The 24,309-nt window shown below is 69.6% G+C and carries 27 protein-coding genes; 15 read left to right on the top strand and 12 right to left on the bottom strand.

Annotated elements, in window-relative coordinates; genetic code table 11:
- Window positions 1-3 precede the first annotated feature (3 nt).
- Entirely contained in the window at window positions 4-651 is a 648-nt protein-coding gene (locus FHS98_RS04990) for a DsbA family oxidoreductase (RefSeq protein WP_167100960.1), read from the bottom strand.
- Between the two features lie 178 nt (window positions 652-829).
- Between FHS98_RS04990 and FHS98_RS04995 the strand changes: the two genes are divergently transcribed.
- The 6 genes from FHS98_RS04995 (at window position 830) to FHS98_RS05020 (ending at window position 5,262) form a co-directional block, all read left to right on the top strand.
- Window positions 830-1,294 carry a MarR family winged helix-turn-helix transcriptional regulator gene (locus FHS98_RS04995; protein ID WP_167100963.1) on the top strand — a complete coding sequence of 155 codons (465 nt, stop codon included), beginning with the start codon at window positions 830-832 and terminating at the stop codon, window positions 1,292-1,294.
- A 134-nt stretch (window positions 1,295-1,428) separates the two neighbouring features.
- Complete coding sequence (locus FHS98_RS05000) at window positions 1,429-2,139, top strand: SDR family NAD(P)-dependent oxidoreductase (protein WP_167100966.1); 711 nt, start codon at window positions 1,429-1,431, stop codon at window positions 2,137-2,139.
- A 25-nt stretch (window positions 2,140-2,164) separates the two neighbouring features.
- Window positions 2,165-2,401, top strand: a complete 237-nt coding sequence (locus tag FHS98_RS05005) for a tautomerase family protein (protein ID WP_167100969.1) — start codon at window positions 2,165-2,167, stop codon at window positions 2,399-2,401.
- A gap of 28 nt (window positions 2,402-2,429) precedes the next feature.
- Window positions 2,430-3,494: an NAD(P)H-dependent flavin oxidoreductase gene (locus FHS98_RS05010; protein ID WP_167100972.1), complete on the top strand. Its 1,065-nt coding sequence runs from the start codon at window positions 2,430-2,432 to the stop codon at window positions 3,492-3,494.
- Between the two features lie 72 nt (window positions 3,495-3,566).
- Window positions 3,567-4,052 carry a DUF3237 domain-containing protein gene (locus FHS98_RS05015; protein ID WP_167100975.1) on the top strand — a complete coding sequence of 162 codons (486 nt, stop codon included), beginning with the start codon at window positions 3,567-3,569 and terminating at the stop codon, window positions 4,050-4,052.
- A 97-nt stretch (window positions 4,053-4,149) separates the two neighbouring features.
- Window positions 4,150-5,262 (top strand): FAD-dependent monooxygenase, encoded by a 1,113-nt coding sequence (locus tag FHS98_RS05020; protein WP_167100979.1) that lies wholly within the window; start codon window positions 4,150-4,152, stop codon window positions 5,260-5,262.
- Window positions 5,263-5,319: 57 nt separating this feature from the next.
- Here FHS98_RS05020 and FHS98_RS05025 read toward each other — a convergent pair whose 3' ends face one another.
- The 3 genes from FHS98_RS05025 to glmU form a co-directional block, all read right to left on the bottom strand.
- Window positions 5,320-6,666 carry an FAD/NAD(P)-binding protein gene (locus FHS98_RS05025; RefSeq protein ID WP_167100983.1) on the bottom strand — a complete coding sequence of 449 codons (1,347 nt, stop codon included), beginning with the start codon at window positions 6,664-6,666 and terminating at the stop codon, window positions 5,320-5,322.
- A 109-nt stretch (window positions 6,667-6,775) separates the two neighbouring features.
- A complete protein-coding gene (gene glmS / locus FHS98_RS05030) occupies window positions 6,776-8,614 on the bottom strand; it encodes a glutamine--fructose-6-phosphate transaminase (isomerizing) (RefSeq protein WP_167100986.1) in 1,839 nt (612 codons plus the stop codon).
- A gap of 104 nt (window positions 8,615-8,718) precedes the next feature.
- Window positions 8,719-10,089 (bottom strand): bifunctional UDP-N-acetylglucosamine diphosphorylase/glucosamine-1-phosphate N-acetyltransferase GlmU, encoded by a 1,371-nt coding sequence (gene glmU, locus FHS98_RS05035; RefSeq protein ID WP_167100989.1) that lies wholly within the window; start codon window positions 10,087-10,089, stop codon window positions 8,719-8,721.
- Window positions 10,090-10,150: 61 nt separating this feature from the next.
- Here glmU and gph point away from each other — a divergent pair, with 61 nt between their 5' ends.
- On the top strand, window positions 10,151-10,825 hold the full coding sequence (gene gph, locus FHS98_RS05040) for a phosphoglycolate phosphatase (RefSeq protein WP_167100992.1): 675 nt from the start codon (window positions 10,151-10,153) through the stop codon (window positions 10,823-10,825).
- Here gph and FHS98_RS05045 read toward each other — a convergent pair.
- The 4 genes from FHS98_RS05045 to FHS98_RS05060 are packed head-to-tail and all read right to left on the bottom strand — an operon-like array spanning window position 10,822 to window position 13,394.
- Entirely contained in the window at window positions 10,822-11,835 is a 1,014-nt protein-coding gene (locus FHS98_RS05045; protein WP_167100995.1) for a nucleotidyltransferase domain-containing protein, read from the bottom strand. The genes gph and FHS98_RS05045 overlap by 4 nt on opposite strands.
- Complete coding sequence (locus tag FHS98_RS05050) at window positions 11,832-12,686, bottom strand: HprK-related kinase A (RefSeq protein WP_167100998.1); 855 nt, start codon at window positions 12,684-12,686, stop codon at window positions 11,832-11,834. Before FHS98_RS05050 ends, FHS98_RS05045 begins: the two co-directional genes overlap by 4 nt.
- Entirely contained in the window at window positions 12,683-12,958 is a 276-nt protein-coding gene (locus FHS98_RS05055; protein WP_167101001.1) for an HPr-rel-A system PqqD family peptide chaperone, read from the bottom strand. The genes FHS98_RS05050 and FHS98_RS05055 overlap by 4 nt, the downstream gene beginning before the upstream one ends.
- 7 nt (window positions 12,959-12,965) lie before the next feature.
- The gene (locus FHS98_RS05060; protein WP_167101004.1) at window positions 12,966-13,394 is read right to left on the bottom strand and encodes a hypothetical protein; all 429 of its coding nucleotides are present in this window, start codon (window positions 13,392-13,394) and stop codon (window positions 12,966-12,968) included.
- A 113-nt stretch (window positions 13,395-13,507) separates the two neighbouring features.
- Here FHS98_RS05060 and FHS98_RS05065 point away from each other — a divergent pair, with 113 nt between their 5' ends.
- The 7 genes from FHS98_RS05065 to FHS98_RS05095 all read left to right on the top strand — a co-directional run bounded on the left by FHS98_RS05065 (window position 13,508) and on the right by FHS98_RS05095 (window position 21,465).
- Window positions 13,508-14,743, top strand: a complete 1,236-nt coding sequence (locus FHS98_RS05065) for an ATP-binding protein (protein ID WP_167101007.1) — start codon at window positions 13,508-13,510, stop codon at window positions 14,741-14,743.
- A 36-nt stretch (window positions 14,744-14,779) separates the two neighbouring features.
- Window positions 14,780-15,721 (top strand): PstS family phosphate ABC transporter substrate-binding protein, encoded by a 942-nt coding sequence (locus tag FHS98_RS05070; protein WP_167101010.1) that lies wholly within the window; start codon window positions 14,780-14,782, stop codon window positions 15,719-15,721.
- Window positions 15,722-15,861: 140 nt separating this feature from the next.
- Window positions 15,862-16,578, top strand: a complete 717-nt coding sequence (gene phoU / locus FHS98_RS05075; protein ID WP_167101734.1) for a phosphate signaling complex protein PhoU — start codon at window positions 15,862-15,864, stop codon at window positions 16,576-16,578.
- 3 nt (window positions 16,579-16,581) lie between these two features.
- Window positions 16,582-17,280, top strand: coding sequence for a phosphate regulon transcriptional regulator PhoB (gene phoB / locus FHS98_RS05080; protein ID WP_167101013.1), 699 nt, complete (start codon window positions 16,582-16,584; stop codon window positions 17,278-17,280).
- Between the two features lie 87 nt (window positions 17,281-17,367).
- Window positions 17,368-18,141 (top strand): TIGR00266 family protein, encoded by a 774-nt coding sequence (locus FHS98_RS05085; RefSeq protein ID WP_167101016.1) that lies wholly within the window; start codon window positions 17,368-17,370, stop codon window positions 18,139-18,141.
- A 177-nt stretch (window positions 18,142-18,318) separates the two neighbouring features.
- Window positions 18,319-21,066, top strand: a complete 2,748-nt coding sequence (locus FHS98_RS05090; RefSeq protein ID WP_167101019.1) for a TonB-dependent receptor — start codon at window positions 18,319-18,321, stop codon at window positions 21,064-21,066.
- Between the two features lie 132 nt (window positions 21,067-21,198).
- Complete coding sequence (locus FHS98_RS05095; protein ID WP_167101022.1) at window positions 21,199-21,465, top strand: hypothetical protein; 267 nt, start codon at window positions 21,199-21,201, stop codon at window positions 21,463-21,465.
- On the opposite strand, the gene FHS98_RS05100 is transcribed toward FHS98_RS05095, so the two are convergent.
- Together FHS98_RS05100 and epsC are read right to left on the bottom strand one after the other, a co-directional pair.
- A complete protein-coding gene (locus tag FHS98_RS05100) occupies window positions 21,462-21,812 on the bottom strand; it encodes a DUF2794 domain-containing protein (protein ID WP_167101025.1) in 351 nt (116 codons plus the stop codon). The genes FHS98_RS05095 and FHS98_RS05100 overlap by 4 nt on opposite strands.
- Window positions 21,809-22,516, bottom strand: coding sequence for a serine O-acetyltransferase EpsC (gene epsC, locus FHS98_RS05105; RefSeq protein ID WP_167101028.1), 708 nt, complete (start codon window positions 22,514-22,516; stop codon window positions 21,809-21,811). Before epsC ends, FHS98_RS05100 begins: the two co-directional genes overlap by 4 nt.
- A gap of 175 nt (window positions 22,517-22,691) precedes the next feature.
- On the opposite strand from epsC, the gene FHS98_RS05110 reads away from it, so the two are divergent.
- Window positions 22,692-23,591 (top strand): hydrogen peroxide-inducible genes activator, encoded by a 900-nt coding sequence (locus FHS98_RS05110; RefSeq protein ID WP_167101031.1) that lies wholly within the window; start codon window positions 22,692-22,694, stop codon window positions 23,589-23,591.
- Here FHS98_RS05110 and FHS98_RS05115 read toward each other — a convergent pair.
- Both FHS98_RS05115 and moaD read right to left on the bottom strand, forming a co-directional pair.
- The gene (locus tag FHS98_RS05115; RefSeq protein WP_167101034.1) at window positions 23,588-24,055 is read right to left on the bottom strand and encodes a molybdenum cofactor biosynthesis protein MoaE; all 468 of its coding nucleotides are present in this window, start codon (window positions 24,053-24,055) and stop codon (window positions 23,588-23,590) included. The genes FHS98_RS05110 and FHS98_RS05115 overlap by 4 nt on opposite strands.
- A complete protein-coding gene (gene moaD / locus FHS98_RS05120; protein ID WP_167101037.1) occupies window positions 24,052-24,309 on the bottom strand; it encodes a molybdopterin converting factor subunit 1 in 258 nt (85 codons plus the stop codon). Before moaD ends, FHS98_RS05115 begins: the two co-directional genes overlap by 4 nt.

Genomic DNA, 24,309 nt, shown 5'->3' on the forward strand with positions numbered 1-24,309 from the left:
CGCTCAGAGTTCCTGTGCGATCAGGCGAAGCTGCCGCTCGAACTCCTCGGGCGGCTGCCCGCCCGAGATGAGATAGCGGTTGTTGACGATCACCGCCGGCACGCTGTTGATGCCACGCCCCTGCCAGAGATTTTCCTCCGAGCGGACGGCATCGGCATAGCGATCCGATTCCAGCACCGCGCGCGCCGCCTCGCCGTCGAGCCCGGCCTTCCCGGCCGCCGCGATCAGCACGGCATGGTCGCCGGGATCGCGCTGGTCGGTGAAGTTGGCGGCGAACAGCGCGCGCTTCAGCTCGATCTGCCTGCCCTCTTCCGCCGCCCAGGCGAGCAGCCGGTGCGCATCGAACGTGTTGTAGATGTGGCTGGTGTCCGACGTGTTCATCGTGAAGCCGACCGAGGCCGCCCGCGCCTTGATATTCTCGCGGTTGGTGCGCGCCTGATCGGCGGAGATGCCGTATTTCTCGCCGACATGCTCCAGCATGTTCTGGCCACCGGCGGGCATGTGCGGGTTCAACTCGAAGGGATGGAAGGCGATATCCGCCTCCACCGCGTCCCGCGCGTTGTCGAGGGCGCGCTCCAGCCCGTTGAGCCCGATCACGCACCAGGGGCAGGCGATGTCGGAAACGAAATCGATCTTGATCTTCTTGGCCATGAAGCGGCTCCTCAGGATTCCATACGACCCTTCTAGGCCCGGCCGCGGCCCGCGCGAATAGCCGCCTGCCGATACCCACTCTTCCATCGAACGAAAGGGCGGACGGGAATTTCCCTCTACCCCCTTCCGATTCTATCGCATCCGATCTATATGGAGGTGGCAGCTTATGAGGACAGCCATGGCCCGTACCGATCCCCCCTCCCCCGCCAGCTCCCGCAAGCTCGGGGATTTCCTGTGCTTCGCCACCTATTCCGCCAATCTCGCCTTCGGACGCGCGTACAAGCCGATCCTGGAGGAACTGGGCATCACCTACACCCAGTGGATCACGATCGTAGCCCTGTGGGAGGAGGACGACATCACCGTCGGCACGCTCGGCGAGAAGCTGTTCCTCGAATCCAACACCCTGACCCCGCTGCTCAAGAAGCTGGAGACGCTGGGCTATATCAGCCGCCGCCGCGATCCTGCCGACGAGCGGCAGGTTCGCATCCTGCTCACCGACGCCGGCCGCCAGCTCCGCGAGAAGGGCGGGCAGACCTCGCTGGTCAAGCCCACCGGCCTCGCCCCCGACGAGTTCGCACGCGTGCAGAAGGAATTGGTGCGCGTGCGCGACAATCTGCTGAAGCACGTCAAGGAAACGAGCTGAGCACTCCTCATTCGTTCGCCAAACGGAAGAGTATCTCCCGAATAGCATATATTCGCGCGACTCATGATCGGGTCTAGATGGAATCCCATGCGGCGCACCCCCGCGCCGACCTTGGAAACATCGAGGATTACGTCATGGGTACCGAACAGAAAGTCGCCGTCATCACCGGCGCGTCGCAGGGCATCGGCGAGGCGCTGGTGAAGGCCTATCTCGACCGCAACTACCGCGTGGTCGCCACCTCGCGCTCGATCAAGCCGTCGACCCATCCCGACCTGCTCACCGTCGCCGGCGACATCGGCGATCCCGAGACCGGCCCGCGCGTCATCAGGGAAGCGCTGGAGCGTTTCGGCCGCGTCGACACGCTGGTGAACAACGCCGGCATCTTCATCGCGAGCCCATTCACGAAGTATACGGCCGAGCAGTATCACCAGAAGCTCGCGACCAACCTCAACGGCTTCTTCTTCATCACGCAGGCGGCGATCGCCGCGATGGAGAGCCAGGGCCGCGGCCATGTCATCAACATCACGACCAGCCTCGTCGATCAGGCGAACTCCAACGTGCCATCGGTGCTGGCCTCGCTCACCAAGGGCGGCCTGAACGCCGCGACCAAGAGCCTCGCGATCGAATATGCCAAGCGCGGCATCCGCGTGAACGCCGTCTCCCCCGGCATCATCAAGACCCCGATGCACGCCCCCGAGACGCACGAGTTCCTCGCCGGCCTGCACCCGGTCGGCCGCATGGGCGAGCTGGCGGACATCGTGGGCGCCGTCCTTTATCTTGAGACCGCCTGCTTCGTGACGGGCGAGATCCTGCACGTCGACGGCGGCCAGAGCGCCGGTCACTGATCCTCCAGACCCCAGGAGACCCATCATGCCCATCGTCACCGTCCAACTCACCCGCGAGGGCACCGAGCCCGGCGTCGATCATGTCACCGCCGAGCAGAAGGCCGCGATCTACAAGGGGATGAGCGAAGTCCTGCGCGACGTCCTCGGCAAGCCGCTCGACTGGACCTGGGTGGTCTTCCAGGAGGTCGAGATGGAGAATTGGGGATGGGGCGGAATGCCCGTCGCCCAATATCGCGCCAAGATGGCGGAAAAGGCCGGCTGAAACCCCTGAGCCCGCGAGGAGATAGCTTATGACCAAGTCCCTGCTGGACCGGCTTGGCATCCGCCTGCCGATCATCCAGGCACCGATGGCGGGCATCTCCTCGCCGGCGATGGCGGCGGCGGTGAGCGAGGCCGGCGCGCTCGGCTCGCTCGGCGTCGGAGCTACCGATGCCGAGGGTGCCCGGACGATGATCCGGGCGGTGCGCGAGCGCTCCGCCGGCCCGCTCAACGTCAATCTCTTCACCCATCGCCCGGCGATCGCGGATGCGGCCGTCGAGGCGGCGTGGATCGAGCGGCTGCGCCCCGCCTTCGAGGCGCTCGGGGCCACCCCGCCCACCGCGCTCCACGAGATCTACAAGAGCTTCGTCGAGGACGACGCCATGCTGGCCATGCTGATCGAAGAGCGGCCGGGCGTGGTGAGCTTCCATTTCGGCCTGCCCCGACCCGCCACGATCGCGGCGTTGCGCGAGGCGGGCATCACGCTGCTCGCGTCCGCCACCAGCCTTGCCGAGGCCCGGCGGGTCGCGGCGGCGGGCATAGACGCGATCGTGGCGCAGGGCTGGGAAGCCGGCGGCCATCGCGGCAGCTTCGACCCACAAGCCCCCGACGATCGCCTCGGCACGTTGGCGCTCACCCGTCTCCTCGCCCGCGAGATCGACCTGCCGGTGATCGCGGCTGGCGGCATCATGGATGGCGCAGGGATCGCCGCCGCGCTCAAGCTCGGCGCCTCGGCCGCGCAGCTCGGCACCGCCTTCCTGCTCGCCGACGAGAGCATGGCCGACGCCGGCTACCGCGCCGCGCTCGTCAGCGAGGCGGCGCACCACACGACCATGACCCGCGCCATCTCCGGCCGCCCGGCGCGGAGCCTCGCCAACCGCTTCACCGCTTTGGGCGAGCATATCGCACCCGGCGAGGTGCCCGCCTATCCGATCGCCTATGATCTCGGCAAAGCACTCCACGCCGCCGGCAAGGCGAAGGGCGAGTTCGGCTATGGCGCGCAATGGGCGGGGCAAGGCGCGCCGCTCGCCCGCGCCATGCCCGCCGCCCGCCTGATCGAGACGCTGGCCGCCGAACTGGACGCGGCTTCGCGATAAACGGGCCTCGCCAGCGCGGCCTGCCCCGCGCTAGGAGGCCTCTCCCTGCCCCGCAGCCCGAGGTCGATCCGCATGACGCTCCCGCCGCTTCCCGAAGCGCTCCAAACGCTCCGCACCCGCCCGCTCTTCACGCTTCAGGTGGCGGTCGACCCGCCCTACACCCCCGGCGGCCCCGCCGGCACGGAGACTCGGATCGGCGATATCCCCGGCGGCCGCTTCGAGGGCGAGCGCCTCTCCGGCACCGTGCTGCCCGGCGGCAGCGACTGGCAGACGCTGCGTGGCGATGGCTCGGTGCTGCTGGACGCGCGCATCGTGCTGCGTACCGCCGACGAAGCACTGATCGCGATGAGCTACACAGGCTTCCGCCACGGCCCGGCCGAGGTGATGGCGCAGCTCGCGCGTGGCGAGGAGGTGGACCCGGCGGCCTATTATTTCCGCATCCTGCCCCGCTTCTCGACCTCGGTGCCGGCCTATGCCTGGCTGAACGGCATCGCGGCCGCCGGCATCGGCCATCGCCTGCCGTCGGGGCCGGTCTACAGCGTCTTCGAGATCCTGTAACCGCCGGCGCGCAGGCCGCGAACCTCCACCGGAGGGCGCGCTCCGCCCTCTCCCCCTTCGCTCAAGCAGTATGCTTACCGTCCGAAAGACCGCCCCCATGAAAATCCTCGTCGCCGGCGCCGGCATCGCCGGCCTCGCCATGGCCCTCGCCCTGCGCGCCCGGAACATCGATTGCGACATCATCGAGCGGGAAGCCGCCGTCACGGCGCGCGGCGCGGGCATGTATCTGCCCGGCAACGCGGTGCGCGCGCTGGGCCAGCTCGGCGCGCTCGACCGCGTGCGCGCGACCGCCTCCCCGATCGACCGCCAGCGCATCTACGAGAGCAGCGGCCGTCTGCTCAACGAGGTGGACCTCAAGGCCTTCTGGCAGGCGTGCGGCGGCTGCCTCTCGCTCTCGCGCGCGGGCTTGCAGGGCATCCTCGGGGACGCGCTCAGCGGGGCGCCGATCCGCCATGGTCTCGCGGTCGCGGGCGTCCATTCGGATGGCGTGGGCGCGCACGTCACCTTCAGCGACGGCTCTACGCAGACCTACGACCTCGTGATCGGCGCGGACGGCATCCAGTCGACCATCCGCGATCTCGTCTTCGGGGCGGAGGCGCCGCGCGATCTCGGCATCGCCTGCTGGCGGACGATCGTGGACAACCGCTTCGGCCTCACCGGCTGGACGGCGATGCTTGGCCCCAAGCGGACGCTGCTTGCGATCCCCGTCGAGGAGGGCAAGCTCTACATCTATGGCGACGTCGCGGCGGCGGAAGGCGCGCATGACCGCGTGCCGCCGGCCCGCATCCTCAGCGATCTCTTCTCCGGCTTCGCGGAGCCGCTGCGCCCGATCATCAGAAGCCTCGACGAGGCCCAGCCGATCCATGCCGCCCGCCTGCGCGAGATTCCGGCGCAAATCCGCCACAAGGGCCGCGTCGTGCTGATCGGCGACGCCGCCCACGCCACCTCGCCCAGCATGGCGCAGGGCGCGGGCATGGCGCTGGAGGATGCGCTGGTGCTGGCCGAGACACTGGCAGACGCCGGATCGGTTCCGGCCGCGCTGGAGGCCTTCTCCGCGCGCCGCCTCGGCCGCGTCCAGTGGGTGCAGAAGCAGAGCGGCAAGCGCGACAAGGTCCGCACCCTGCCGGGCTTCCTGCGCAATGTGGCGCTCTCGCGCTTCGGCACCCCGCTCTATGCCAAGGCCTTCACGCCGCTGATCGGGGCGATCTAGAGCGATTTCGAAGCGGATGGACTCATCCGCTGACTCGGAAATCGCGGCAATCGGAGATCAGAGCCCCTCGCCCTCGACCCAATGCGAATTGGCGAGGCGGCGGGCGATGCTCCAGGCCTGGCGGCGGATGTCCGGCACGGCGACGATCTCCCAGAAGGCGCCGCGCGTCATCGGGCCGATCACGAGCAGTTCGTCCGACGCCTTGCCGTCGCGGTCGATGGCGCGCGAGTCCTGATCGACGTCGAGGCCGATGCCGAGCGGGTCGGCCCGCAGCCGCCCGCGATCGCGCAAGGCGCGCAGCAGCGGTTCGCGGGCACGGCCCAGATCGCCCTGCGGCCCGGTCGCGTTGACGAGCTTGGCGGCGACCAGCTCGCGCACCTCCGCGCTTCCGCGCGGGCGATAGCGGATGGTGAGCCCCTCCGCGCAGGGCTCCACCGAGACGAGGCGTCCGGCCTCGATGGCAAGCCGGTTCTCGGCCTCCATCCGCTCCAGCTTCCCGGCGACGAGCGGCGAGATGCGGTGGCGATGCACATCCCACCACGGCCGGAGGTGGCGCAGGAAGCGCGCGCGATCCGTCCTCGACATCGCCCGCCAAAGGCCCTGCGTATAGGGGCGCAGCTCATCGACCGCGACGCGCCACGGCACCTCCCGCGCGCGCTGACGGAGCGCCCGGAGCATCCCCACCGCATCGGTCGGCGGCCGCTCGGTGCGCGACGGCTCCACCACCTCATGACGATGCGGCTGCGGCGTGAAGCCATGCCGGGACAGCGCCAGCGCCCGGCCGCGAAAACCCTCGGCGTCGAGCAGCAGCGCCACGTCGACCATGGTGAGCCCCGTGCCGATCACCGCCACCATGCCCTCCGGCGGCAAGCCCTCCATCAGCGAGCCGTGCCAGGGATCGGCGATATAGCGTTCATCGGCCAGCGCCGCCTCGCCGATGCCGGGCGGAGTCGTCGGCGGCAGGTTGCCGACCGCCAGCGCCACCACATCCCCCTCGACCGACGAGCCGTCCGCCAGCAGCACGCGCTGGCCGTGGCCGGAAGGCTCGATATCCACCGCATCGCCACGGACGACCGCGAGACGCCCCGTGCTCCGCTCGATCGCCTCGTGGAGCATCTGCTCCAGATAGTCGCCGTAGATCTGGCGCGGCACGAAATGCGAGCCGTCATACTCCGAACAGCCCGCCAGCCAGCGGGTGAAATGATCGGGATCGTCCGGGTAGGCGCTCATGTTCGCGGCGCGGACGTTCAGCAGATGCCGGGGATGCGCGGTCGAATAAGCGGTGCCGCGCCCCGGCACCGAGCGCCGCTCGATCAGCGTGGCGCGCGGCCCGTCATGACGCACCAGATTGATCGCGAGCAACGCGCCCGAGAAACCGCCACCGACAATCACGACATGAGACAAAACGCATCTCCCTTGCGGCGTCTATGCGCCTTGGCCTGCCTGCATAGCGGCGGCGCGACGACAACGGAATGCGTGGCGGCTCCCGAACGGGAACCGCCCTCTCAACCGGTCACTCGACCGTGACACTCTTGGCGAGGTTGCGCGGCTGATCGACGTCGGTGCCCTTGGCCACCGCGACATGATAGGCGAGCAACTGCACCGGGATCGCATAGACGATCGGCGCAATCAGCGGGTGGACCTTGGGCATGGTGATGGTGGCGATGCAGTTCTCGCCGGCCGCTTCCACGCCGTCATAGTCCGAGATCAGGATCACCTGACCGCCGCGCGCCTGCACCTCTTGCATGTTGGAGACGGTCTTCTCGAACAGCGGCCCCGAGGGCGCGATCACGATCACCGGCACATGCTCGTCGATCAGCGCGATCGGGCCATGCTTCATCTCGCCGGCGGCATAGCCCTCGGCGTGGATATAGCTGATCTCCTTGAGCTTCAGCGCCCCTTCGAGCGCCAGCGGATAGTCCGGGCCGCGGCCGAGATAGAGCACGTCGCGCGCCTTGGAGATCGCGCCCGCCATCGCCTCGATCGCCTCGTCATAGGCGAGCGCGCCGTTGATCGCGGCGGGCGCCTCCGAGAGATGGCGGACGATGCGCTTCTCTTCCTCGCGATCGATGCGGCCCTTGGCGCGTGCCAGATTGGCGGCGAAGGCGGCCAGCACCGCGAGCTGACAGGTGAAGGCCTTGGTCGAGGCGACGCCGATCTCCGGCCCGGCGTGGGTGGGGAGCAGCAGGTCCGCCTCGCGCGCCATCGTCGAGGTGGGGACGTTCACCACCACCGCGATCTTCTGGCCCGACGCGCGGGCATGGCGGAGCGCCGCCAGCGTGTCCGCCGTCTCGCCCGACTGCGAGATGAAGAGCGCGAGGCCGCCCTCCTCCATCACCGGCTCGCGATAGCGGAACTCGCTCGCCACATCGATGTCGACGGGGACGCGGGCGAACTGCTCGAACCAGTATTTGGCGACCATGCCGGCGTAAAAACTGGTGCCGCACGCGACGATGGTGACGCGCTTGACGCCGGCGAGATCGAAATCCTCGGTCGGCAGCGCCAGCTCGCCCTCGAAGCGGCGCAGATAGGCGCGCAGCGTCTGGGCGACGACGGTCGGCTGCTCGTAGATCTCCTTGAGCATGAAGTGGCGGTAATTGCCCTTGGAGATCATCGCGCCCGACGCGCCCGAGACGGTGACGGCGCGCTCGACCGGCTGATCGTCGCGATCATAGACCTGCGTCTTCTCGCGCGTGATGACAACCCAGTCGCCCTCGTCGAGATAGGCGATCTGCTGGGTGAGCGGCGCCAGCGCCAGCGCGTCGGAACCGAGATAGGTCTCGCCGCCCCTTTCTCCTTCTGGGCCATAGCCCACCACCAGCGGCGAGCCGAGGCGGGCGCCGATCAGCAGGTCCGGGTTCGAGCGGAACAGGATCGCCAGCGCGAAGGCGCCATGGAGGCGCTTGAGCGTCAGCCGCACCGCCTCGACCGGCTCGACGCCCGCTTCGATCTGCTCGGAGATCAGGTGGGCGACCACCTCGGTGTCGGTCTGCGACTTGAAGCTGCGGCCGCGGGCGATCAACTCGTCGCGCAGCGGCTTGAAATTCTCGATGATGCCGTTGTGGACGACGGCCACTTCGTCGGTCGCGTGCGGGTGGGCATTATCCTCGGTCGGCGCGCCATGGGTCGCCCAGCGGGTGTGCGCGATGCCGACGACGCCCGGCAGCGGATCCGCCTCGAGCACGCGGGCGAGATTGTCGAGCTTGCCGGCCGCGCGGCGGCGATCGATCGCGCCATCATGGATGGTGGCGATGCCAGCCGAATCATAACCGCGATATTCGAGCCGCTTGAGCCCGTCGAGCAGACGCCCGCTGACCGCTTCGTTGCCCAGAATGCCGATGATGCCACACATAGATGTTCACTCCCCGGCCCTTCGATCGCGAAGGGACGCCGCCTACTAGGCAATCCGCGCTGAATCGTCGCTTACTCGTTCATGACCATGCGGTCATGTGCCGGTTATGCGCCGGCCTTCTTCTCCGCCATCCGCGCACGGAAGCGAGCGGCCCAGCCGGGCTTCTCCTCCTGTCCGGGGCGGACGAGGGCGAGCGCATCGGCGGCGACGTCCTTCGTCACCACCGATCCCGCCGCCACGATCGCGCCCTTGCCGATCGTGACGGGCGCCACCAGCGCGCTGTTCGAGCCGACGAACGCGCCCTCGCCCACCACGGTGCGGTATTTGAAGAAGCCGTCATAGTTGCAGAAGATCGTGCCCGCGCCGATGTTCGCGCCCGCGCCCACATCGCCATCGCCGATGTAGGAGAGGTGGTTGGCCTTGGCACCCACGCCCAGCGTCGCCTTCTTCACCTCGACGAAGTTGCCGACGCGCGCCTTCTCGCCGATCACGGCCCCCGGACGGAGCCGCGCGAAGGGGCCGATGTCGGCCTTCGTCGCCACGGTCGCGCCTTCGAGATGGCTGAAGGCGTGGATCACCGCCCCGTCCGCCACGCTCACGCCGTGACCGAAGACGACGTTGGGCTCGATCGTCACATCCCGGCCGATCTGCGTGTCCCATGCGAACCACACCGTCTCGGGCGCGATCAGCGTGGCGCCGTCGGCCATCGCCTGCGCGCGGCGGCGGGTCTGCCAGGCGGCCTCCATGCCGGCCAGTTCGGCGCGGCTGTTGACGCCCGCCACTTCCCACGCCTCGGCCTCGATCACGGCGGACGGGCGGCCATCCTCCGCCGCCAGCATCACGATGTCGGGGAGGTAATATTCAGCCGCCGCATTGGCGTTGCCGACGCGCTTGAGAAGTGGCCACAAATCCGCCCCGCGCACCGCCATCAGGCCTGAATTGCAGAGCGTCACGGCGCGCTCTTCCTCGGTCGCGTCCTTATATTCGACCATCTTGGCGATGGTGCCCTTCTCGTCGGCGATGACGCGGCCATAAGCGAGCGCGTCGTCCGGGCGGAAGCCGAGCACCACCACCGCCGGGCGATCCGCCTCGTGCAGGCGCGCGAGCATCCGCGCCATCGTCTCGGTCTGGACCATCGGCACGTCGCCGTAGAGGATGAGGACATCGCCATCGAAGCCCTCCAGCGCCGCCTCGGCCTGCTGGACGGCGTGCGCGGTGCCGAGCTGCGGCTCCTGAAGCGCCACGCGCGCGCCGCGCGGCTCGACCGCCTTCTCCACCTGCTCGCGACCGGCGCCGACGACGACCACCTCCGCCACCGGCCCCAGCGCCTCGATGCCGGCCAGCAGATGCATCAGCATCGGCCGCCCCGCGACCGGATGGAGCACCTTGTGCAGATCGGACTTCATGCGGGTGCCCTTGCCGGCGGCGAGGATCACGGCGGCGAATGGGCGGGGCGTGGCGATCGGTTGGGTCATGGCCCGGCTGATGCCACGGCGCGCTTGCTTATTCCAGCACCCGCCGCCATTCGATCGCGCCATGAGCGCCTTCCAAACCTCCCGCTTCCGCACCGTCGTGTTCGATCTCGACGGAACGCTGGCCGACACCGCGCCGGACCTCACCGCCTCGCTGAACCACACGCTGGGCAAGCTCGGCCGTCCGGCGGTTCCTGCCGAGGATGTCCGCCACATGGTCGGCCATGGCGTGCGCGCGCTGCTGCGCAACGGGCTCGCCGCGACGGGCGAGGTGTCGGAAGCGCTGATCGACGAAGGCTTCCCGATCTTCTTCGCCTATTACGAAGCGCATATCGCCGATCACACCCGCCCCTTCCCCGGCGTGGAAGAGGCGCTCGCCGCGCTGGAGGCGGACGGCGTGAAGATCGCGGTCTGCACCAACAAGCTGGAGGCGCTGACCTTCGACCTGCTGGCCGCGCTCGGCTGGAAGGATCGCTTCGCGGCGGTGGTCGGCGGGGATACGCTGCCGGTGCGCAAGCCCGATCCCGCGCCGCTGTTCGAGGCGATCGCGCGGGCGGGTGGCGAAGGCCCGGCGGCGTTCGTTGGCGATTCGATCACCGACACCGATACCGCGAAAGCGGCTGGCCTCCCCTGCGTCGCGCTGAGCTTCGGCTTTTCCGACCGCCCGCCGAGCGAACTGGGCGCGGACCGGCTGATCGACCATTGGGACGAGCTGATCCCGGCGCTGGCCAGCCTCTAAGCCGGTTTGCGCGTCGCCTTGGTCCAGAGGTGGCGCGCGAGCATCAGCGGCGGCATTCGTAGCCAGTGCGAGCGGATGTAGAAGCCAAGGCGGGTGAAGCTGTGCCCCTGCCGCCCCCAGCCATCGCGGGCGAGCAGGCGGCGGCGGTAGAGCGGATCGACGGTGAAGCGCGCGCGCCAGCCATCCGGGATCGGCGCGCCGTAGAGGTCCGCCGCCTGCCGCAGGGCGCGACGAACGGCACCGGCCAGATCATGCCGTCGCGCCCGCTCGTCGAGTTGCCTCCAGAAATCGTCGCTCGCGAACTCGCGCAGCAGCCGGTCGATGTCCCACAGGTTGCGCAGGCCTCCGGCCAGATCGCCATCCGCGTAGAGATGCGCAGCCGCGTGGACCACCATGTCCGCCGGCGACAGGATCGACAGCCCGTTCCCCAGCGGCACCGCATCGGCCAGCAGCGCCTCGGCGTCGGGCGTGGGCCGAGCGGTCGGCGGCAGGATGGTGTGGTGGACGTCGATCATCCGATCCCGCTCGCGGTGGATCAGCGGCGGAAGCTCATGCATCCAGCGGCGATAATAGGCGTCGTCATAGGCGTCTTCCTTGACCGGCTCCCAGCCGAAGGCGCGCAGGGCCTGCTCCACCGCATCAAGGGCATCACGGGGCACGAGGATGTCGAGATCGCCGATCGAGCGCCCCTGCCCCGCATCGAGCCCCGCCGCCGCGAAGGCCGTGCCCTTGAGCAGCACCACCGGCAAATCGAGCGACGCCAGCGCGCGGCGCGCCATCTCCGCTTCCCAGAGGGCCGCCCGGCGTTCCTGCTTCGCGCCCTCCTCGGCATCGGCGAGGATGCGGGCGACCGCCTCCGGCACGCTCCGCCGATCCAGCCGATGCGCCAGCGTGCCGATCAGCCGCTCCGCGCGCGCCGCCGTGAGGAGCGCCGTCCATTGCTCCGCCGAGAGCCCCGCGACGCTCCCCGGATCGCGCAACGCCGCGACCAGCAGGCGAGCCGCCGTCATGCCTCGCTCCACAGGCGCTCAGCCAGCGCCATGCCGGTCGCGCTGTCGGGATAGTCGATGGTGAGCGCGGGCACCGTCCGCACCAGCCGCGAGAGGGCCGTGAAGCCGGCTTCCCCCAGCGCCACATAATTGGTCGAAGCCTGCGTCAGCCGCATGAAAGCCTCGCTCGGCGCCATCGGCTCGACCGCTTCCGCGAAACCGAAGCGCGGGAAGAGCAGCAGCGCAGGCGGCGCCGTCTCGGCCATCCGCGCGAGGGCATCGGCGGGTGGACGCCAATAGCCGATGCGGCCCTTGGGCGTATCCTCGATCACCGGGCCGACCGTGCCGCCCGCCTGGCGCACCGCCGCGATCGCCTGGTTCTTGAGGCTCGCCGCACGCGGGAACGGGTGGATGCGGCCATCCTCCAGCGAGACGAAGGCGAACTCGTCGCCAAGGAACCGCCAGCCATTCATCGCCAGCAGCGTCGCCAGCGTCGACTTGCCCGAGCCCGACGCGCCCGACATCAACAGCACGCGCCCGCCCCGCTCCACCGCCGAGCAGTGCAGCAGCAGATGCCGCCGCCAGCCGAGCGCGACCTGAAGGTTCATCCCCATCTCGGCCGCGAGCAGCCCCTGCTCCAGCGGCAGGGGCGCGGCGTCGGGCAGCCAATAATCCCCCGAGATCGCCACCGAAGGCCGCAGCCAGCGCCTCCACGGCCGCTCAGGATAGAGGCGGACGGTCAGGTCGGGGATCGCGCCCTCGGGCTCGGGATAGCCTTCGTAGAGCGCCGCCAGCGCCTCCACGGGCGCCCGCCACGCCGCACCGACGCGAAAGCCCACCGGGCCGACCCGGACCGCGTGCGCGTGCCTCATGCCCGCCAGACGAGCCCGGCGGTGACGAGTTCCTCCATCCGCGCCTCGATGGCATCGGCTTCGGAACCGATCAGATCATAGCGACGGGAGAGCCGCTCCAGCAGCGTGCGCGCGTCGGCCGGCCCCTCGGCCAGCGCGTCGAGCAGTTCGGGGGCGGGCGATGCCAGCAGATGCGTCGCGCCCGAGGGGCGATGGAGCACCGCCACCAGCTCGTCCAGCTCCACCACCGCGCGCGCCGAGGGCGGATCGGCGGCATAGACGGGCGTCGTCATCCCCGGTTCAGGGGCGCGGCATCTGAAGCGAGGCGTAGCAGGTGAAGCCGCTCGTGCCCTGCTGAAGCCGGCGGATATAATTGACATAGGCCTGCCGCGCCGAGGGATCGAAGCCCGGCGGCGACATGCCGTTTATCATCTTCTTCGCTTCCTCGCCGGTCACGGCGCGCGGCGCGGGGCGGAAGGCGCCCTTGGTCTCGGGCGGCACCAGACGGCCGTCGGATGCGATATACTCGCCCGCATGGCCGGGATCGGGGATCGGGATGCGGCAGTTCAGGACGGACGCCGCCGTCGACGCCAGCGCCGGGCGGATCGTGACGACCGACGAAGCGGCCACCGCGCCGAGCATCAGCGCCGCGCGACGCCCCGGCAACGCGGGAGAACCGGGGCTTCCCGCCTCCGGCTCTTTCTCCGGCTTGTCATAATCCTCAGCCATCAAGCCCCCACATAGGTCGTTCAGCCTTTCTTATCCGTAAACATCGGCCATCATAAGGGGGCGGATGCGCGTATGACGGGCAAAGCGGCACAAAGCGGGACGAGGTGGTGTTGATGGAGCGTATCGGGCTGATCGCGATCATGGGGGCGCTGGCCGTCATCTGCGGTCTGGCGCTGGCCATCGCGTCGGCCGGCGACGCCGTCGTGCTGCTCGCGGGCATTCTCGCGGGCGTGGGGCTCACTTTGTTGCTCACCGCCGCCCGCCGCTGGAGCCGGGGCGATCTGGAGCCCGAGGAAGAGCCCGCGATCCAGCCCGTCCCCGCCCCCACGCCGGGGGTCGACGATCTGCTGGGCGCGCTCGACGAGCCGCTGCTGCTGGTCGAGGGGCGGATGGTGGTGCGCGCCAACGCCGCCGCCGTCGCCATGCTGGGCGAGCATATGGTGGGCGAGGATGTCCGCGTCGCCGTGCGCTATCCCGCCGCGACCGAACTGCTCACCCGCGAGGGCAACACCGCCGGCAGCGTCGAGATCATCGGCATCGGCCACCCGGATCGCCACTGGACGCTCTCGGTCCAGCCGCTTGGGCCGGCCACGCGCGTCGTCCGCCTCACCGATCGCACCGCCACCCGCGCCACGGAGCGGATGCGCGTCGATTTCGTCGCCAACGCCAGCCATGAGCTGCGCACCCCGCTCGCCAGCCTGATCGGCTTCATCGAAACGCTGGAGGACGCCAACGGCCCGGACGACGCCGCCGTCCGCGAGCGCTTCCTCGGCATCATGGCGGGCGAGGCGCGGCGGATGCAGCGGCTGGTGGACGATCTGATCTCGCTCTCCCGCATCGAGGCGGACAAGCATCGCGCGCCCGCCGACGCGGTCTCGCTGGTCGCGCTGGCGAAGGAAACGGCGGACACGCTGCGCGGCGATCGCAGCGGCCGGTCGCGCGTGGAGCTTCAGATCGAGGAAGGGCTCCCGCCCGTCGCGGGCGACCGCGCGCAGCTTTCGCAGCTTCTCCACAATCTGGTCAGCAACGCGCTGAAATATGGCGATCCGGTGCGCCCCGTGCGCGTCGTGGTGGCGCGCGGCGGGCCGACCATGCTCCGCCTCGCGGTGATCGACGAGGGCGAGGGCATCGCGCCGCAGCACCTCCCCCGCCTCACCGAGCGCTTCTATCGCGTCGACGCCGGGCGGAGCCGCGCGGTGGGCGGCACGGGGCTCGGCCTCGCCATCGTGAAGCATATCGTCGAGCGCCATCGCGGCCGGCTCGACATCGCCAGCACGCAGGGCGTCGGCACCACGATCACGGTGCTGCTGCCCATCCTGCTCGACAGCAAGGCGGCCGCCGCCGAATAGCTGGCGGGGCGGCCTGTGGCGGGCTAGGCAGGGCGCATGTCGCGCACGCCGTCCCTGCTCGCCGCCGCCCTGCTCCTCCTCTCCGCCGGGTGCAGCCGCACGCCGGATGCCGGGCCGGCGCCGCACCAGATCCACGTCGTCGGATCGAGCGCGGCCTATCCTTTCTCGACCTACGCCGCTGAGCGGCTGATGCGCGAGGAGCCCGACGCCATCGCCCCGCTGGTCCGCGCCGGGGGCAGCGGCGAAGGCATCGCCCGCTTCTGCGACGGACCGGGGCGGCTCCACCCGGACATCGTCATCGCCACCCGCGATCTCACGCCCGAGGAGGCGCGGCGTTGCGCCGCCAGGGGCGTCGTGCGGATCGCGCGCGTGCCGCTGGGCTTCACCGCCTTCGTCATCGTGACGGCCCGAGGCGCGCCGGACTGGGCGCCCACCCGCGCGCTCCTCACCCGCGCGCTCACGCAGACCGCGGCACGCTGGAGCGATCTCGACCCCACCCTGCCCGCCGCGCCGATCAGGATCGAAGGCCCCGCGTCCGATCCGGCCATCGCGGACGGATTGTTCGACCTCATCCTCCTCCCCGGCCATGGCGCGATCCGCCGCGACGGCGGCTACAGCGGCCATGGCGCCGACGCGGAACTGGTGGCGCAAGCCGTCGCCGCGACGCCGGGCGCGATCGGCATCCTTCCTTATGCGCAAGCCGTCGCCCATGCCGACACGCTGAAGATGCTTCCCCTCGACGGGATCATGCCGACGCCCGGCAGCATCGCCTCCGGCCATTATCCGGCGAGCGCGCCGCTGCTGCTGATCGGGAAGGCCAGCGAAGCCCCCGCCGTGCCGCACCTGCCCCGCCTGCTTGATTATTACGCGGATGCGCTGGCGCCCGGCGGCGCCTTCGCCGCGCGCGGGCTGGTGCCGCTCCCCGCATCAGCGCTCGAGGACGCGAAACATCGCCTGCTGTCACTGGAAGGTCACTGATTCGGGGCGGATTCTGTTGCAAATCCCATGCTACTCGCAATTGTAACAATTGGCGTGCAGAGCGCTCGCGAAGCCATACGTCCAGCTTGACGCCCGCGCTCTTTGCAGGCGGGCTGGGCGGTGCCGACTGGGGATATGAGATGGCGACCACCGGCCACACCGTCAAAGCGTTCGACAGCGATCTGGGGCAAATTCGCGGCCTCGTGTCCGAAATGGGCGGTCGCGCGGAAGCCGCGATCACCGAAAGCATCCAGGCGCTTTCGCGCCTCGATCTGGAAGCCTCGTCCGCCGTCGTGCAGGAAGATCGCAAGATCGACGAGCTGGAGGCCGAGATCGAGCGCCAGGTGATCCGCCTGATCGCGCTCCGCGCCCCGATGGCCGACGATCTGCGCGACGCGGTCGCCGCGCTCAAGATCTCGGGCGTGATCGAGCGCATCGGCGATTATGCCAAGAACATCGCCAAGCGCGTCCCCCTCCTCACCGACATGCGCAACAGCGAGCCGATGGCGATCCTGCCGGCGATGGCGCGTTCAGTCTCCGACATGGTGCGTGGCGCACTCGACGCCTATGCGGCGCGCGATGCAGCGGCGGCAGTGGCGGTGCAGGAAGCCGATCGTCATGTCGACGATTTCTACAACAGCCTGTTCCGCACGCTGCTCACCTACATGATGGAGAACCCGGCCAGCATCACGCAGTCGGCGCACCTGCTCTTCATCGCCAAGAATCTGGAGCGTATCGGCGATCACGCGACCAACATCGCCGAGATGGTGTTCTTCGCGGCGACCGGCGAGCAGCTCGTCGACCGCCCGCGCGGCCCGGACCCCCTCGCCGCCGCCGCCCAGCAGGGAGCCGAATAAGCGATGCCGGGCCGCGTTCTGCTCGTCGAGGACGACGCCGCGCTCGCCGAACTCGTCTCCTGGCATCTCGAGCGGGAGGGTTTCGAGGTCGAGCGCACGCCCGACGGCGAGGAGGCATTGCTCCTCGCCACCGAGAACACGCCGGACCTCGTGCTGCTCGACTGGATGGTCGAGGGGCTCTCCGGCATCGAGGTGTGCCGCCGCCTGCGCCGCCGCGCCGAGACGGCGAACCTCCCCATCATCATGCTGACGGCGCGCGGCGAGGAGGAGGATCGCGTGCGCGGTCTCGAAACCGGCGCGGACGATTATGTCACCAAGCCGTTCAGCCCGCGCGAGCTGCTCGCCCGCGTGTCGGCGGTGCTGCGCCGCGTGCGGCCGGCGCTGGCCGGCGAGCGGCTGGAATATGGCGGCATCGAGATGGACCTCGTCGGCCACAAGGTGCGCCGCGACGGCAGCCATATCGCGCTCGGGCCGACGGAATTCCGCCTGCTCCGCCATTTCCTGGAGCATCCGGGCCGCGTCTTCTCGCGCGAGCGGCTGCTTGATTCGGTGTGGGGCCGCGAGGCGGACATCGAGCCGCGCACCGTGGACGTCCACATCCGCCGCCTGCGCAAGGCGATCAACAATGACGGCGTGATGCCGGATATCATCCGCACCGTCCGCTCGGCCGGCTACGCGCTCGACGCCGACGGCCGCGCCTGAGACCTGACAAACGAGGGGTTGCGCGCCCCTCGCCTCTTCCCGCGCGGCGTCCTAGAAGGCGGGCAGCAGGCCTTTGGGGAGAGCTCGATGCGCTACGACATTTCCGGCACCGTCATGCAGACCGTCTCGATCGATCTCGATCGCGGCGAGCGCATCTTCAGCCAGACGCACGCCATGGCCTGGATGTCGGACGGCATCGCCATGGACACGCACACCGGCGGCGGCCTCTTCGCCGGCCTGAAGCGCGCCATGGGCGGCGGCAGCCTGTTCATCACCGAATATAGCGCCGAGCAGGCCGGGCACATCGCCTTCGCGCCGCGCTTTCCCGGCAAGATCCTGCCCGTCCGGCTCGCATCCGGCCAATCGCTGATCTGCCGCAAGGAGACCTTCCTCTGCGCCGAGGCCTCGGTGACGCTCGACATCGCGCTCCAGCAGCGTCTGGGTGCGGGCGTGTTCGCAGGCGAGGGCTTCATCCTCCAGCGCGTCACCGGGCCGGGAACGGTGTTCCTCGATCTCTCCGGCGAAGTGATCGAGAAGGTGCTGGCGCCGGGCGAACGCCTGCGCGTCCATGCCGGGCATATCGGCATCCAGGAGCCGACCGTCTCCACCGACATCCAGATGGTGCGCGGCTTCCGCAACGTCCTGTTCGGCGGCGAAGGCCTGTTCCTCGCGACGCTGACCGGGCCGGGCCGCATCTGGCTCCAGTCCATGCCGATCCTCAACCTCGCCGAGGAGATCGCCCGCCACCTGCCCAACGGCGAAAACGCACGGGGCGGCGGCAATGTCGGCGCGGCGCTGGGTGGAGGTGCGGCCGGCGCGGCGCTGGGCGGGCTGCTCGGGGGCATTTTCGGCAACGAATGACGGGCGCCCGCCCGCCGCCTCCGCAATATTTCTCCGACATGTCCCAAAGGGCCTTGCCCCTGCAATCCCATGGAAGGATTGGGAGGCTAAGGGGCCGGCAAGGCATATGCCTTTCGAGTGGGGGAAATTCGCGTGAAGACGAGTGGGGCGGCTTTCCGGCGCCGTCTATATGCTTCCGTGCCGCTGTTGCTGGGCACGCTTTCCGCCTTTCCCGCCCTCGCCTATCCAGCGGCCGGCAAGGCCCCGCCCCCGCCCGAAATCTCCGCCGACGATGAGGAGATCGTCGTCAAGGGCGCGCACCTGCCGGGCGCGGTGGTGGGCGACATCCCCGCCGAGCTGCAATACAGCCCCGCCGACATCCGCGCCTATGGCGTCAGCTCGGTCGCCGACCTGCTCAGCGAACTCGGCCCCGAAGTCCGCAGCGATCGCGGCCGTGGCGGAGAGGCGCCGGCGGTGCTGCTCAACGGCAAGCGCATCTCCAGCTTCAGCGAAATCCGCGATATCCCGACCGAGGCGATCCTGCGCGTCGACATCCTGCCGGAGGAAGTCGCGCTCAAATATGGCTATTCGGCCGATCAGCGGGTGGTGAACATCGTGCTGCGCCGCCGCTTCCGCGCGGTCACCGGCGAGGGCGGCGGCAGCAGCACCACCGACGGCGGCGCCGAGAACGGCACGGCCAGCCTCGACCTGCTGCGCATCCGTGGCGACAGCCGCGTCAACCTCGACCTCAAATATCAGGACACCGCCTCGCTGCTGGAGAGCGACCGGGGCCTGATGTCCGCCGCCACCGGCCGCCCCTATGACCTGACCGGCAACATCACCGGCATCGGCGGCGCGGAGATCGATCCGGCGCTGAGCGCCGCCGTCGGCCGTCCGGTCACAGTCGCGGGCGTCCCCGTCTCGGCCGCGAACGGCGCGCCCGGCCTCAACGATTTCGTCGGCACGGCGGGCACGCCCAACGTCACCGACATCTCCCCCTACCGCACGCTGGCGCCCTCGAAGCGGGACTTCACGGTCAACTCGGTGCTCGCCCATCCGCTCACCCGGAAGATCAGCGCCACCGTCAACGGCACGTTCGACCTCACCGACAGCGACAGCCTGCGCGGGCTTCCCGGCAGTCAGTTCCTCGTGCCGTCGACCGATCCCTTCTCTCCGTTCGGGCAGGAGATCGCGCTCTATCGCTATCTCGACACCGATCCCCTGAAGCAGAGCACACGGACGCTGACCGCCCATGGCGGCTTCAGCCTCAACGGCGATTTCGCCAAGTGGCGCCTGTCCTTCACCGGCAATGTCGATCATGGCGACACGCGCACCATCACCCAGACGGGCATCGACGTCTCCGCCGTGCAGGCCGCGCTCAGCGCCGGCGATGCGAGCCTCAACCCGTTCGGCCCCATCCCCGCGAACCTGCTCGGTGCGATGCAGAAAGCGCGGGCGCGGGCGATCTCCAACACCGGCAATATCCAGCTCGTCGCCAACGGGCCGCTGGTGAATCTGCCTGCGGGGCCGCTCTCGTCGAGCGTCAAGGTCGGCTGGTCGGACAGCGGGTTCGACTCCAGCTCGGTGCGCGGCGGGATCGTGCAGAGCGCATCGCTCTCGCGGCGCGATGCGAGTGGGCAGCTCAACCTCGACCTGCCGCTGACCAGCCGCAAGAACCACATCCTCGGCGCGATCGGCGACCTCTCGGCCAATTTCAACGTCGCGGCGGATCATCTGTCGGACTTCGGCACGCTCACCACCTATGGCTACGGGGTGAACTGGAGCCCGCGCGACGGCATCAACCTGATCGCCTCCACCACGCACGACGAGGGCGCGCCGACGGTGCAGCAGCTCGGCAATCCGGTGATCGTGACGCCGGAGGTGCGCGTGTTCGACTATCGCACCGGGCAGACCGTGGACGTATCGGAGACGGCGGGCGGCAATCCGGCGCTCCAGGCGGATCATCGCCATGTCGACAAGATCGGCCTGACGCTGAAACCGATCCACAACACCGATCTCACCATCACGGCCAATTACATCCATTCGAGCATCCGCAACGCGATCGCGGGCTTCCCCTCGCCGACGGCGGCGATCGAGGCGGCCTTCCCCGATCGCTTCACCCGCGACGAGGACGGCACTCTCGAGCGCATCGACGTCCGCCCGATCAACTTCGCGCGCGAGGATCGGCAGGAGCTGCGCTGGGGCTTCAACTTCACGAAAAAGCTCAAATCCTCGCAGAAGCTGATCGACGCCTATCGCGCGCTGAGGGCAGCGGGCGGCTTCGGGCGCTTTGGCGGCGGCGGAAGCGGAGGCTCCGCCGCGGGCGGGCCGGGCGGCGGCAACACCAACAGCGCGACGAGCGGCGAAGGCCCGCGCAGCGGCGGCGACGGCAATGGCTTCCGTGGTGGCGGTGGCGGCGGCGGGCACGGCTTCGGTGGGCGCGGAGGCGGCGGACAGGGCGGCGGCCGGCTCCAGATCTCCTTCTATCACACCTGGTTCTTCCGCGACGACATCCTCATCAAGCAGGGTGGCCCTCGCCTCGACCTGCTCGACGGCGGCACCACCGGATCGGGCGGCGGACAGCCCCGGCACGAGCTGGAGCTTCAGGTCGGCATGACCAACAACGGCATCGGCGCGCGCTTCAGCGGCCAGTGGGAGAGCGCCACCACCGTCACCGGCGGCACCGGCACCGCGACCGGCGACCTGCACTTCTCCTCGCTCGCCACCGCCAACTTCCGCCTGTTCGCCGATCTCGGCCAGCAGCCTTCGCTGGTGAAGCATCGCTGGGCGCGCGGGATGCGCGTGACGCTGGCGGTCACCAACATCTTCGACAGCCGCCAGCACGTCCGCGACGCGACCGGCGCGACCCCGCTCAGCTATCAGCCCGCCTATCTCGATCCGCTCGGGCGGACGGTGAAGATCAGCCTGCGCAAATTGTTCTTCTAGCGGCGGCACCGCACCAGGCGGGCGAGGCGACCAAACGCTCCGTCTGCCTTCGCGTGGCGTTCGGCGCGCGGAGGGAACCAAGACGGCCCCTCCCGCTTTGAATCAGCCTGTGCTTCGCCATGGGACAGGGTCATGCGCCGGCTGCTCGGCCTTTCTCTGCTGCTCTGCGCCGGTGCCGCTCAGGCGGCGCCATGGCATGGCGGCGGGCGGCCGGTGGCCAGCCATTTCGACCTGTCGCGCCTGTTCAGCGACCGCATCGCCTTCAACACCGCGCCCCGCGCGGCAAGCCTTACCGGGCGGTGGACCTTCCACGAGATCGAGGCTCCGCCCGGACCACCGCATGATCCGCCGACGGTCCGCCTGCGCGGCAAGCATGTGAAAGTGCGGATTCCGCTCTAATCCTCGATCAGGCGGAGCAGCTTGCGCTCCACCGGCGCAAGCACCGGCCCCAGCTCGATGCCGCGCTTCAGCACCACGCCATGCTCGCCGAGCAGCGCCCACATCCCCTGCCGGTGGCGGAGCGCGGGGCGCTTCTCGATGCGATATTCGGGCCGCTCGGCCGCGCGGCGGAAGGCGGAGAAGGTGGCGACGTCGCGCTCGAAATCGATCGCATAGTCCTTCCAGTGCCCCGCCGTGACCATCCGGCCATAGAGATCGAGGATTCGCATCAGCTCGATCCGGTCGAACCCGACCTGCCCGGCCGCGCGAACCGCGCCGCCCGGAAAGGGCGTGACGATGCCGCTCACGCGCTCTCCCGATCGGGATCGACGCGCCGGAGCGTCGCGCGGGCATCGTCACGCTCGCGCATCACATCGTCGATGCGCTTGCGGAGCTGGTCGATCTCGCAGCGCATGATCTCCAGCTTTTGCGTCGCGGGGTCGAGCTGTTCCCCACAGGGCGTGCCATAGGGCGTGAAGCGGTTGTAATCGGCGGCGTCGACCAGCGTCTGCTTGGCGGGGATGCCCACCATCGTGGCGCCCGCCGGCACGTCGCGCGTGACGACGGCATTGGCGCCGACGCGCGCGCCCTCGCCCACCGTGATCGGCCCCAGCACCTGCGCGCCCGATCCGATCACCGAGCCGTCGAGCAGCGTCGGGTGGCGCTTGCCCGCCTTGCCGTTCACCGGATTGGTGCCGCCCAGCGTGACGCACTGGTAGATGGTGACATTGTCGCCGATCACCGACGTCTCGCCGATCACGCTGAAGCCATGATCGATGAAGAGGTTGCGCCCGATGGTGGCGCCGGGATGGATGTCGATCGCCGTCCACATCCGCGACCAGTGATTGACCGCTCGGGCCAGGAAAAAGAAGCGCGCCTTGAAGAGCGCGTGCGCGATCCGGTGGAAACCGAGCGCCCACACGCCCGGATACAACAGAATTTCCCAACGCGACCGGGGCGCAGGATCACGCGCCTTGATCGAATCCAGATAGGCGACCAGACGGCCGGGCATGGGCAGCTCCCCTTGACTTGCGGCCTATTTAGGACGCTCGTCCGGGGATTGCGAGGGGGCGGGCGCGTTAGCCCATGCTGGCCCCACTCCGTGCCGCCCGCCGCCCTGCCGTGCGGCATTGCTATCATGCCGACTGATCGATTATTCTTGGCTTTATGATCGAAAAGTCCGCTGGATGAGCATTTACCTTCCGACGCTGAAACAGCTCCAATATCTGGTGGCTTTGCAGGAGCATGGCCATTTCGGGAACGCCGCGGACGCCTGTTTCGTCACCCAGTCGACCCTGTCGGCGGGCCTGCGCGAACTGGAGTCGCTGCTCGGCCTGACGCTGGTGGAGCGGACGCGGCGGGTGGTGCGCTTCACGCCGGTGGGCGAACGCATCGCGGCGCAGGCGCGGCGCGTGCTGGCCGAGGCGGATACGCTCGCCGATCTCGCGCGGGCGGCGGGCAAGCCGCTGTCGGGCGAGCTGCGCATGGGCGTCATCCCCACCATCGCGCCCTTCCTGCTGCCGAAGCTGCTGCCCCGCCTTCGTGCCGAATGGCCGGACCTCAAGCTCTATCTGCGCGAGGAGGTGACGTCGGCGGCGTGCGATTCGCTCCAGCGCGGGCGGCTCGACTGCGTGCTGCTCGCCCTCCCCTATCGTTGCGGCGAGGTGGAGTCGGAGGATCTGTTCGAGGATCGGCTGCACTTCGCCTTCCCCGGCGGCCAGAGCGAGTTCGTCCCCGATCCGGTGCCGGCGGACGCGATCGACGAGCACAGCCTGCTGCTGCTCGAAGACGGGCATTGCCTGAAGGACCATGCGCTCGCCGCCTGCAACCGGCCGGAACTGAGCGCCGAAGCCTCGATGCTGGGCACCTCGCTCCACACGCTGGTGCAGATGGTGGACAATGGGCTCGGCGTGACGATGCTGCCCGAGATGGCGATCGAGGCGGGCATCCTGAACGGCACCGGCGTCATCACGCGCAAGCTGGATGCCGAGCGCCCTTCCCGCCGCATCGCGCTCGCATGGCGCAAGGGGAGCCCGCGCGCCAAGGAGTTCCGCCTGCTGGCCGACGCGCTGAAGAGCGCCGCCTAGGGGCGGCCATGCTCCGCGCTGGAGTCCCAGGCGGCGGCGGCGACGTCATCCTCCGGCCGGGCCTCCACCCAGCGCGTGACGCCGTCGGCGAACAGTTCCTGCTTCCAGAAGGGCGCGCGCGTCTTGGTCCAGTCGATTAGGAAGGCGCAGGCCTCCAGCGCAGCCGCCCGGTGGCGCGAGGCCGTCCCCACCAGCACGATGCGCGCGCCGACGGGCAGCGTGCCATGGCGGTGGATCAGCGTCAGGCCCGTGAGCGGCCAGCGCCGCTGCGCCTCCTCCGCGATCGTCTCCAGCGCGGCCTGGGTCATGCCGGGATAGGTTTCCAGCCGCAGCGCCTCCAGTCCCCCGCCGCCGCGCACCACGCCGGTGAAGCTCGCGACGCCGCCGCCGCCCAGCGTCTCTAGCCGGGCCAGTTCGGAGGCGATGTCGAAATCCGCCTCCTGCACGGACACGCGGGCGCTCATCCGCCCGTCACCGGCGGGAACAGCGCGATCTCGCGCGCGCCCGCGATCGGGGTCGCCAGCGAAGCGAAGCTCTGGTCCACAGCGCAGCGCAGCCGCATCGGCTCGGCCAGCGCCTCGGCATAGCCGCCGCCGCGCGCCGCCAGCCAGCGGACCAGCGCGGCCACCGTCTCCACGCCCTCGGGCGGATCGATCGTCTCGCCGTCGCGCCCGATCGCCTCGCGCACCCAGGCGAAATAGAGGAGATTGAGCGCCAT

It is taken from the genome of Sphingomonas oligoaromativorans, assembly GCF_011762195.1.
Taxonomy (GTDB): domain Bacteria; phylum Pseudomonadota; class Alphaproteobacteria; order Sphingomonadales; family Sphingomonadaceae; genus Solisphingomonas; species Solisphingomonas oligoaromativorans.